General features: G+C 44.1%; 7 protein-coding genes. All 7 read left to right on the top strand.

Annotation, left to right across the window (positions count from 1 at the left end; genetic code table 11):
- A partial coding sequence (locus QVP90_RS11485) for a T9SS type A sorting domain-containing protein (protein ID WP_288204355.1) occupies positions 1–2314 on the top strand: 2314 nt, incomplete at its 5' end.
- Positions 2315–2324: 10 nt separating this feature from the next.
- Complete coding sequence (locus tag QVP90_RS11480; protein ID WP_264380772.1) at positions 2325–3824, top strand: hypothetical protein; 1500 nt, start codon at positions 2325–2327, stop codon at positions 3822–3824.
- A gap of 47 nt (positions 3825–3871) precedes the next feature.
- Positions 3872–5503, top strand: a complete 1632-nt coding sequence (locus QVP90_RS11475) for a hypothetical protein (RefSeq protein ID WP_005925568.1) — start codon at positions 3872–3874, stop codon at positions 5501–5503.
- A 193-nt stretch (positions 5504–5696) separates the two neighbouring features.
- Positions 5697–7424: a thrombospondin type 3 repeat-containing protein gene (locus tag QVP90_RS11470; protein WP_007478686.1), complete on the top strand. Its 1728-nt coding sequence runs from the start codon at positions 5697–5699 to the stop codon at positions 7422–7424.
- Between the two features lie 39 nt (positions 7425–7463).
- Positions 7464–8120, top strand: coding sequence for a DUF3826 domain-containing protein (locus tag QVP90_RS11465; protein WP_021936505.1), 657 nt, complete (start codon positions 7464–7466; stop codon positions 8118–8120).
- A gap of 739 nt (positions 8121–8859) precedes the next feature.
- Complete coding sequence (locus QVP90_RS11460) at positions 8860–9819, top strand: glycoside hydrolase family 43 protein (protein WP_005925560.1); 960 nt, start codon at positions 8860–8862, stop codon at positions 9817–9819.
- A 137-nt stretch (positions 9820–9956) separates the two neighbouring features.
- Positions 9957–12056, top strand: a 2100-nt coding sequence (locus QVP90_RS11455; RefSeq protein ID WP_369678145.1) for an exo-alpha-sialidase, incomplete at its 3' end; no start/stop codon positions are given.

Genomic DNA, 12056 nt, shown 5'->3' with positions numbered 1-12056 from the left:
GGCGCCCCCAGCCTATATCGAGTTTGAGGCGGTGGAGGGAGAACCGGTCAAATTCCGTTTCTATCCGAATTATTCGTCATCGGCACCTTCAATAAATGTTATTATAAACGGATTGGCTTTGGATGTTCCTAATCTGGCTAAACAAGCAAAATCTCCTTCTCCGGAAAACTTGGATATCCATGTGAATGCAGAAGATGGTAATTATACTTTGAGTTGGACATCGGCACCGGATGCTGTTGCGCATCAGGTTTATATAGGAACAGATTCACTGACTGTAGCTCAGGCAGATAAGACATCTTCTTGTTATAAAGGGGAACAGGCACATACTACTTTTGCATTAAATGATTTAACTTCCCGTTTTTATTATTATTGGCGTATAGATGAAGTCGAAGCGAATGGTGAGATAACCAAAGGGGATATCTGGAAGTTCTCCCCGCGTTTATTGGCTTTCCCCGGTGCTGAGGGATATGGACGTTTTGCACGTGGCGGTCGTGGCGGTAAAGTGGTATATGTGACTAATTTGCAGGATTATGATCCTACCATCGGCGAAACCCCGATTCCGGGAAGTCTGCGTTATGCTGTTACCGTAGAGAAGGGAGCCCGTACGATTGTCTTCGGAGTTTCCGGTATTATTACATTAAAGACACGCTTGACCTTGTCGGACTCTTTTGTTACAGTTGCGGGACAAACTTCTCCGAATAAAGGTATTTGTTTGAAGGGAGCGCCGTTTGGCTTTAGTGGTACCAGTGATGCTGTGATGCGGTTTATGCGTATACGTATCGGAGCCGGTCAAACTTATGACGGAACCGGATTGAACGGTGCTAATCATTGTATTTTCGATCATCTGTCGGTAAGTTGGTCTATTGATGAGGCATTCTCTTCACGTAGCGGACAAAACTTGACATTGCAAAAAACCATGCTGGCCGAAGCATTGAACGCAGCGGATCACCAGAATTATCCTTCCGGAACCCGTCATGGTTATGCGGCGACGATTAGTGGGGATATTGGTAGTTTCCATCATAATTTGTTAGCTCATAATGAAGGACGTAACTGGAGTTTAGGTGGTGGATTGGATGGTGACGGTAATTTTGCCGGTCGCATGGATATTTTCAATAATGTGGTTTACAACTGGGATGGCCGTACGACTGATGGCGGTGCGCATGAAGTGAATTTTGTGAATAACTATTATAAGCCGGGACCGGCTACATTGAATGGGGGTAAAAAAACTGCCTTGAATTTGCAGCATGATGATTATCCGGGTACACAGAAATACTATACAAATGGAAATATCGTAGAGGGATGGTATGAAGATTTGAGTAATCCTCAGAATGGCTGTGTGGATGGTTCATGGCCAAATGGTGATAAGAAATATGATCCTTTTGTGACAGAACCTTTCTTTGAATCGTTTGCCACTGTTCATACAGCAAAAGATGCCTACAAAGCGGTACTTTCGGACGTCGGATGTACATTGCCTATGTTTGATGATCATGATGTACGTATTGTAAAAGAAACTTTGGATGGAACAGCTACTTATAAAGGTAGTAAAACCGGAGAGCCGGGATTGATCGATCATCAGGATGATGCCGGTGGTTGGGAAGACTATCCCGAGGAAATTGTAGATCTGAGTGAATTTGATACAGATATGGATGGTTTGCCTAACTGGTGGGAAATTATGTTCGGAACAAACCCGGAATCGGCAGTAGGTGATTTCTCTGATGCAAATGCGGATGACGACGAAGATGGATATACAAACCTGGAAGAGTATTTGAACTACATGGCTGTACCTCATACTGCAGTCGAAGTGAATAAAGAGGCAGAGTTTGATTTGGCTCCCTATTTTGTGGGATATTCCAAGACCACTCCGGTTTATACGGTAGCTGCCATTCAGAATGCTACGGCAACGGTTGACGAAGGCATATTGAAAGTTACTCCGGAAAAAGATTTTGAGGGTATTGTGAATGTAGATGTAAAAGTGACAGACCAGGATGGTGCTTCTATGGTACGTTCATTTGCTGTCAGAGTGGGTGAAAAAGCCGTTTCTACCGGTATTCATTCTGCAAAGAATGATCAGGAAATCTCGGTTTATCCGAATCCGGCTGTCGATTATATCTATGTGAGTGTTCAGAGTGATGTTCAGGAAAGCGTCCGGATGGAGATTACAACACTCTACGGACAAGTATTAAGCACAGAAACGGTTGCCACTTCGGTGAATGTACCTTGCAGGGTAAATGTATCCGATCTGCCTGCAGGGATATATATCCTGAAAGTACAAACTGCCGATGAACAGTCTGCCGTTAAGTTTATCAAAAAATAAGATTTAAAAGATGAAAAGAATGATTATAACGGGGGTTGTCTTGGCAGCCCTCTTAAATACTGCCAATGCCCAGTTTGCCATTGAAAACAATTCGAAGTTGGGAGCAAAGGTGGAAAATGTATCGGAAACTACTAAACGCTTTTTACTGGATTTCGGTTCTGATGCCAATGCCGGTGAAAGTATACAAGTGAAAGGATTGTATGCAAGAGCCTATACGGAAACCGGCGAGTCTGTCTCTGTCGATTTGAGCAGGGGAAAATGCGAGAGTTTGAATGGCTTCGGCAATCCATTGATTCTGAATGATGTTCCGGCTATTGCTACTGCTTATGGAACAGAAAGACCCATAGTAGGATTAATCGGAATAGACGGAACGGACAGGGCATTCGGTATGCTTCCCGGTAGTGCCAATAAGAATGTGGAGTTGGCAGTTGTCTTCTCATTGAGAGGATGTAATATGGAAAGTGATGTGACATTCGATTTAGTGACAGCGGATGCCGGAACAAGCGGTGGAACAAATAATTATAAATTGTTGGTAGGAATCGATACCAGTAACGGACTGGGTGTGAATGATTATGAAGCGTTGGAAAAGGCTTCATCTGCCGATAATACTGATAAATGGTTTGTGATCGACAATATTTATACATCCGGTGCAAAAGGGGATAGAAAAACGATTGACTTGACAAAGCTGATCGGTAAGAATGTTACGGATTTGAGTTATAAAACAGTTTATCTGTTTCTTTATACTACGGGATCTTCTGCTGCCGTAGAGGAGGGTAAATATGATCCGGTTGTCTGCTTCGACAATTTATCGTTTACATACGGGCAACCTACCTGGCTTTCTCCCGAGATAACTGCCGTCGATCAGAATGTGAACTACAATGATTCCGTACCGGTGGAGGTACAGATTAATACCACGAAAGAGTTTAAATTCCGTGTCAAGAGTCAGAATAGAGGGGGAACTTTGATCTTTCGTTGCAATGCTGATAAGCTTCCTGCGCAATCTATCAGATGGAATTTCCCGGAAACAGGTGCTATTAAGGCAAATGACGGAAATGGTAACTATACGGTAGATGTGGCATATAATTATTCACCTTCGGAAGGTAGTGGCAGTCAGGTAACAATGACTGTTCCGGAACTGGAAGCCGGTCAGTTGGTGGATGATGACTTGGAAGTGACTTTGCTTTTCAATGCTCCTAAGCGGGTGGTTGCCCGTCCTGGCGTAGATAAAGTTGAAATCGATAATGGTATCCGGTATTTCATGACTGTACTGGCAAAAACAGTGGAAACCGTAACAGGAATTCAGGAGACGGAGAGACAGCAGTCTTCGGTTTATACAGAAAATGGAGTTCTTAAAGTCGAAGGTGCAGTGACGCCGGTAGAAATATACTCTTTGTCCGGTATTAAAATAATGACGGTATCTCCGGAAACGATATTGGAAGGGGTAACTTTAGAACAGGGATTTTATTTGCTTATGTTCAATGGAACTGCCAGCAAAGTGGTAATGCCATAAAAGAAAATATGTATAGAATGATTTTTGTTAAATTTAAAATTTAAAAGATGAAAAAACAAGTTTTACTTACAGCAGCCTTGTGTAGTTTTACATTAGGTACAGTCAATGCACAACTTCAGACGAATAGAAGTGAATCGGTCGTAGGATTTAACGGGGCGGAAGCTTTAGAGAATGGTAACAAGCGTCTGATTCTTACATTCAATACAACTAAAGGATATACGGATGGTTCCGAAGGAAGTAATAAGATTAATTGTAATAGTTTGAAAGGATTGGCCGGTGCTGCTTTAACGACGGAAGGTCTTACTAATAATGTAGCTGCCTATTTGGATAATTACCATTGGATGAAAGGTACCAATCAGGGAGCTAAATTCAAACGTTATAAAGATGTCGCTTCACTCATTGCTGCCCATACGGTAGGCGAAACACTTGTCAGTACTGATCACCGTTATTGGAAATGCGGTAATATCTTGATGGATATTCCCGAAACAAATGGAAAAGACCAGGCATGGGCGGTTTGGCCGGGTATTAATAAAAGAACCGTGATGATGATTTCGTTCAATGGAAGTGACGGAATAGCTAACTTATGCAAAGACATCGAATTAGACTTGATGACTTTGGATAAAGGGACAACCGGTAAAACGTCTTCTTATAAGATGATCGTTATTACCGGACAGAACAGTATCAACTTGGGTGAGTTGGGAAAAGCTTGCGGTAAGGAAGGTAATGATGTTGCTTTGTTGGATTCTATTAATGAAAACAATGTAGCTGCCGTAAATGAATATTTTGGTGAAGATTATACTTGGTTTGCTAAAGATAATGTTTACACGACTTCAGAAGACGGTTCTCTTAACAAACAGACATTGAAAGTGGCTGAAACCGTAGGTACTACTATAAAAGAACTTCGCGGTAAAAAACTGACAATCATTCTATATTCTACTACTTCCGAAACTCCTGTGCAGCCGGGCATGTACGAACCGCTTTTGGGTGTCGACAATCTGTCTGCCGAATATAGCGAGGTGAAATGGATCGAACCGGCAGTAGCCGCTGATGTAAAAGATACGCTGAATGTCGATTGTGTATCGGGTGGTGTGGAAAATGAGATTAAGTTTGTGCTTAAGACCCAGAATCGTCTGGCCGACTTGACCATTGTTCCGGATGGTGATAACAAGATGCTGACTTCTTTCAAGATGACTCCAAAGGACGAGAGATGCTGTATTATGGCTTATAATGAAGCAACTCAGAAATATGATATCCCTGTAGATTATACCTTTACGCCGGCTACCGGATCGACTCCGTATGAAGTTAAGATACCGGCAAGTGCAGACGGAACATCCGTAAATGATAATATTGAAGTTACGGTGCTTGCAACGAGCCGTCGGGCAGCAACAGCTTCTTATCGTTTGGAAATTAACAATGGGGTCCGCATCTGGAAAGATATCATTGCTACATTTGCTGAGGCTGTTTCTGTTCAGTCAATGCAAGAAAATACGGTAGCCATTAGTGTCGATGATAATAAGATTGTTGTTAAAAATGCAACGGATAATATTACGGTAACTGATATCTCCGGACGTGTATTAAAGACCGTGAATGCAATGGAAGCGGCTCAGGGAATCACTATGTCGCAAGGTCTTTATATTGTAAAAGCAAATGATCTGACTCAGAAGGTAATGATTCAATAGGTGTTTTTTTAGAGTCAGGAAATAAGAGGCCTGTAATCGGAATTTGGCATACCAGCACGTATACTTCACATGAATTCCGGTTGCAGGCTCTTTATTTTTTTGCAAAACGAATGTTGTTTCTGTTGATTACAAAAACACATCTTCCACGTCTTACTGATATAGTTAGAAGATCAAACGGAAAAATACTGTAAATATGAAAAAGAAAGCTGTTTTAGTGGCTTATGTTGCTTTATTGGCCACACCCGTTGCGGTGATGGCACAATACCCGCAACTGACAGAAGAGGCAAAGGCCAAGTATGATAAGATGATAACGGAAGCGCGTCGCCGTTCGGACGAGGCTTGGGCAAAAGCCCTTCCTATTATTGAAAAAGAAGCCGAACAAGGTCGCCCGTATATACCTTGGGCTTCGCGTCCCGATGATTTGCCACAGGCAAAGATTCCGGCATTTCCAGGTGCCGAAGGGGGTGGTATGTATAGTTTCGGCGGCCGTGGCGGAAAGGTGATTACGGTGACGAATTTGAATGACCGTGGTCCCGGATCTTTCCGCGAAGCTTGTGAAACGGGAGGTGCCCGCATCATTGTGTTCAATGTATCCGGTATCATTCGTTTGGAATCGCCGATTATCGTGCGTGCTCCTTATGTGACGATTGCGGGCCAGACTGCACCGGGAGACGGAGTTTGCATTGCAGGCGAATCTTTCTGGGTGGACACGCATGATGTTGTAGTACGTCACATGCGTTTTCGCAGGGGAGAAACCAAGGTACATCATCGCGATGATTCATTTGGCGGTAACCCGATCGGTAATATTATGATAGACCATTGTTCGTGTAGCTGGGGATTGGATGAGAACATCTCTTTTTACCGGCATATGTATGACCCGGGAGAGGGATATAATAAAGAGAAACTGCCTACGGTAAATGTGACGATTCAGAATACGATTTCTTCTCAGGCATTGGATACTTACAACCATGCTTTCGGTAGCACATTAGGGGGAGAAAACTGTGCTTTCGTGCGTAATCTTTGGGCAAGTAATGCTGGGCGTAATCCTTCTGTAGGATGGTTCGGGATCTTTAATTTTGTGAACAATGTGGTTTACAACTGGGTACACCGTTCGGTAGACGGAGGCGATTATCGTGCCATGTTCAACATGGTGAACAATTATTATAAGCCGGGACCGTTGACTCCCCGGGATACTCCGGTGGGGCATCGTATCCTGAAACCTGAGGCAGGTCGCAGTAAACTGGATTATAAAGTATATGGCCGCGTATATGCGGACGGTAATATCATGGAGGGCTATCCCGAAATAACCAAGGATAACTGGAACGGTGGTATTCAGGTAGAAGATCAGGCTGACACTAAAGGGTATACCGAGCAGATGCGTACCAATGTGCCTTTTGTGATGCCGTATATCAATATCATGTCTGCAACCGAGGCATATGACTATGTATTGGCCAATGCAGGAGCCAATATTCCCCGTCGGGACATTGTTGACGAACGTGTGATCGAGGAAGTGAAGACCGGTATTCCTTATTATGAAAAGAAATTGCCTAAAGACGCTTATGGCGACCGTTGGGGGCTGGCTCCGAAATCACAGGATCCGGAAGGCTTTTTCAAATACCGCCGCTTGCCGAAAGACTCTTATAAGCAAGGCATTATTACCGATATTCGTCAGGTGGGCGGTTATCCCGAATATAAAGGAACTCCTTATGTGGACACTGACGGTGACGGTATGCCGGACGAATGGGAGGTAGCAAACGGCTTGAATCCGAATGACCCTAACGATGCCAATGAAGACTGTACCGGAGACGGATATACCAATATCGAAAAATATATCAACGGAATCAGTACGAAAAATAAAGTAGACTGGACAGACTTGAAAAATAATTATGATACATTGGCCGGGAAAGGCAAATTAATGTGATAGAGATTGGAATCAATGGATAAAATAAAGAGAAACCGGATGGTTTGGACAGTATTTTTGTTCATACTGTCCATCTCTTCCGTTGCCGCGGTGGAGTTGGATTCGTTGAATCGGGATCCTGAATATGTGGCATCTATCAAGATGCGTTCGGAAAAAATTGTAGACGGATTGAATCTGTCCGACCGGAATGTCCGTAGTGAAGTGACCCGGATTATTGCCAATCGTTACTTTGAACTGAATGATATTTACACCGCGAGAGATACGGCCATCGATGCTGCTAAAAGCAAGCTGACCGGTGAAGCGAAGGAAGCTGCCATACAGGCTGCCCGTGACAAAGCGGATGCAGCACTTTATCGTTCTCATTTTGCTCTTCCGGCTGCCTTGTCATTGTTTTTGAATGACCGGCAGATTGAAGGTGTGAAAGACGGGATGACTTATAATGTATTGCACGTCACGTACAGTGCACAACTGGATATGATTCCGACATTGAAGGAAGAAGAGAAAGCACAGATATATGCCTGGTTGGTCGAAGCCCGTGAATATGCTATGGATGCCGAAAGCTCTAAGAAAAAGCACGAGGCCTTTGGCAAGTACAAAGGCCGTATCAATAATTATCTCTCGAAGCGTGGTTATAATCTGACTAAAGAACGGGAAGAGTGGGCCAAACGTGTAAAGGCACGGGGAGGAACGCTTTAATAATGATTTAATGTGCCAATATGCCAATGTGCCAATTTCCGTGCGGAATAATAGAGTTGGACAAATGTTTGTGAAAACGATAAATGTCTGTCTTTTTGATTCATTATGGTTGTTTTCTGTAACATGTGCTTTGAAAATATAACGGCAACTAAAAGATAAATTGCATAATAAAGTGGATAATATGCACTTTTCTCTGTATATTCCTGCTTTAGATGGATGCATATGTGATTTATCCCGGCATGTAAACTTGATTATCCCGGTATGTTAGGTTCGGTTTCTCTACGAGAAACGGTCCGAAACTCTACGGGAAACTCCAAGAAGCTCTACGGGAAAAATAAAATCCTCTTTAAAGAATGATTTTTGAAGCTAACTGATGATAATATACGGATTGATCTTTAATGTTAAAAAGAACGGTTAGTTTGAACTCAGGAAACAGATCGTATGGTAAAATCAGAAAGTGACAGATATTTGTTGCGTAATTGATTTTTATACGGACTATCTGAATAAACGAACCGGGAAATGGAGAGAGTTTTTGGAGGTGACGTTTCTCCCTCTCCTGATGAAGTGATTCTGTAGGATTAAGAATATCATTTTGCAAATGGTCAAAATAGAAGAGTGCTTCCTTGCATAAGGAGGTACTCTTTTGCGTAAAGATGGGTACAAAACGATTTTCTTTTCGTCTATCTTTATAGTATTTGATAGGTAAACATATATTATATCAGGCAGTCGAATTAAAGAAATGATAAAGTTGAAAAGTCTATGGATGGGAGTTTGTATGGTAGTGCTTTTACTCTCCTGTCGTACAGAAAAAGAGGTGTATCTCTCTACCTCTTTTCATGAGCCGGCCACAGAGGGCCTTCGGTTTATTTATAGTGAAGACGGTATCCATTGGGACAGCATAGCAGGTGTGTGGCTCAAGCCGGAAGTCGGCAAGCAAAAGATCATGCGCGATCCTTCTATTGTACGTTCGGGCGACGGTACTTTCCATTTGGTATGGACTTCGAGTTGGAAGGGAGATCTCGGTTTCGGATATGCACATTCAAAAGACTTGATCCATTGGTCGGAAGAGAAATTCATCCCGGTGATGGCCCATGATTCGACTACGGTGAATGTATGGGCGCCGGAATTGTTTTACGATGATGAGAAAGATGAATTTATGGTGGTCTGGGCCTCCTGCATTCCTTATAAATTTGAAAAAGGGATAGAGGATGAATTCAATAACCATCGCCTGTATTACATTACCACGAAAGATTTCGACCGGATTTCTGACACCCGGCTTTATTACGATCCGGGATACAGTGCCATCGACGCTACTTTGGTGAAACGTACTTCGAAAGATTATGTACTGGTTGTCAAAGATAACACCCGGAATAACCGGAATATAAAAGTGGCTTTCGGGCCGTCACCCACCGGTCCTTTCGGAGCTACTTCCGCGCCGATTACCCCCGGGTTTTGTGAAGGGCCTACGGTGGTCAGGGTGGGTGATTGGTATTATATCTATTTCGACGATTACAACCGGAAAATATTCGGCGCTGTGAAAACCAAAGATTTCATTCATTTTACGGATGAGACTGCAAATGTATCTATGCCCGAGGGACACAAGCATGGAACGATCTTCAGAGCCCCGGCTTCGGTAGTGAGGGGCCTCTTCTCCGGCTCCTCCCCGAAGGGAGGGAAAAGAGAACGTCTTGCAAATTAATAAATTATTGACAATATATATATCCTCTCCTTGATGAAAAGGAAGATAGATTGTCTTACGAATTAATAAATATTTAACAATACATTCCCCTTCCACCCTCCCTTTGGGGGAGGGGCCGGGGGAGAGGCTTTTTTAATATGAACAAACTGTCGATTTTACTTTTAGCCCTGTTTCTCCCTGTCACTGCCATTGACGGGCAGGACAGGATACACTATACGGGAAAGGAACTTTCCAATCCGGCTGCTCATGACGGGCAACTCTCTCCGGTGGTAGGTGTGCACAACCTGCAAGTGATGCGCGCCAATCGTGAATACCCCGACGTTTCTAACGGAAACGGATGGACATACAACCACCAACCGATGTTAGCTTATTGGAACGGGCGGTTCTATATGCACTATCTTTCTGATCCTTCCGATGAACATGTACCTCCTTCACAAACCTTTCTGATGACTTCCGAGGACGGGTATCACTGGACGGATCCGGATGTACTTTTTCCTCCATACCGCGTTCCGGACGGATATACGAAGGAATCCCGTCCGGGCATGGTTGCCAAAGACCTTTTTGCCATTATGCACCAACGGGTAGGTTTTTATGTCTCTAAGTCGGGGCGCTTGATAGCGATGGCCAATTATGGAGTTGCTTTCGACAAAAAAGATGATCCGAATGACGGAAACGGCATAGGACGCGTCGTGCGTGAAATAAAAAAAGACGGCAGTTACGGGCCGATATACTTCATTTATTACAATCATGGTTTTAATGAAAAGAACACTGCTTATCCTCCCTTCCGGAAGAGTAAGGATAAGGCATTTGTAGCCGCTTGCCGGGAGATATTGGATAACCCTCTCTATTGGATGCAGTGGGTGGAAGAAGCCGACAGGGAAGATCCGAATCTTCCGTTGAAAAAACGCTATAAGGCTTTCAATGCCTATACACTGCCCGACGGCCGTCTGGCTTGTCTGTGGAAGCATGCTTTGACATCCGTCAGTGAAGACGGAGGCCACAGTTGGGCCGAACCCGTGTTACGTGCCGAGGGTTTTGTGAACAGTAATGCCAAAATCTGGGGACAGCGATTGAGCGACGGCATGTATGCCACTGTATACAATCCTTCCGAATTTCGTTGGCCACTGGCCATCTCCTTGAGCAAGGACGGGCTCGAGTATACCACTTTGAATCTGGTAAACGGAGAAATTCCTCCCATGCGTTATGGAGGCAATTATAAATCGTATGGTCCTCAATATGCACGCGGCATTCAAGAAGGCAATGGAAAACCGGAGGACGGAAACCTGTGGGTGACGTATAGCATGAATAAAGAAGATATATGGATTTCCCGTATTCCCGTTCCGGTACGTACAGAAGCAGGCAGCCATGCTAAAGAAGATTTTTCACGCTACGCCCGGTTGGCCGATCTGACGGAGTGGAACATCTATTCACCCCTGTGGGCACCTGTCTCTTTAGAGACTGAAGCGGGAAATACTTGGTTGACCCTGCGGGATAAAGATCCGTTCGATTACGCCAAAGTGGAACGCAAGATTCCGGCTTCCCGGCAACTGACTGTCTCTTTTGATCTCATGGCAGGCCAGAACGATCGTGGTACATTGCAGATCGAATTTCTGGATGCCGATGGTATTGCCTGTTCGCGTATCGAACTCACTTCGGAAGGAATCTTACGGGCAAAAGGCGGTTCACGTTTCTCTAATATGATGAAGTATGAGCCCGGAAAGACTTATCATATGCAGGCTGAACTCTCTGTCAAGGACCGGAATATCCGGATATCGGTAGACGGCCGGCCGGTGGGGCAACGTATGTTCTATGCTCCGGTAGCTTCTGTCGAACGTATCTTGTTTCGTACGGGAAATGTCCGTATGTTTCCCACTCCCGAAACGCCTGCCGATCAGGAATATGACTTGCCCGGCGCCGGAAAACAGGAAGCATTGTCCGAATTCCGGATTGCCAATTTTTCCACAGCTTCGACTGATGCCGATGCCACTGCGGCGGTTTTGAAGTACGCCGGTTTCCGTCATTATGCCGATGCTTTCAATGCAATGGAAGACGAGAATATCGTGCAGGCCATACCGAATGCCAAAGCTTCGGAGTGGATGGAAGAGAACATTCCTTTGTTCGAATGCCCCCAAAAGAATTTTGAAGAGATGTATTATTTCCGTTGGTGGAATTTAAGAAAACATATTAAGGATACTCCGGTGGGATATGGTATGACGGAATTTCTGGTCAACCGCTCT

The organism is Bacteroides sp. CAG:189, assembly GCF_000432295.1.
Taxonomy (GTDB): domain Bacteria; phylum Bacteroidota; class Bacteroidia; order Bacteroidales; family Bacteroidaceae; genus Bacteroides; species Bacteroides salyersiae.
The sequence above is the reverse complement of the archived record's forward strand: the minus strand, read 5'-3'. Positions and strand labels throughout refer to the sequence as shown.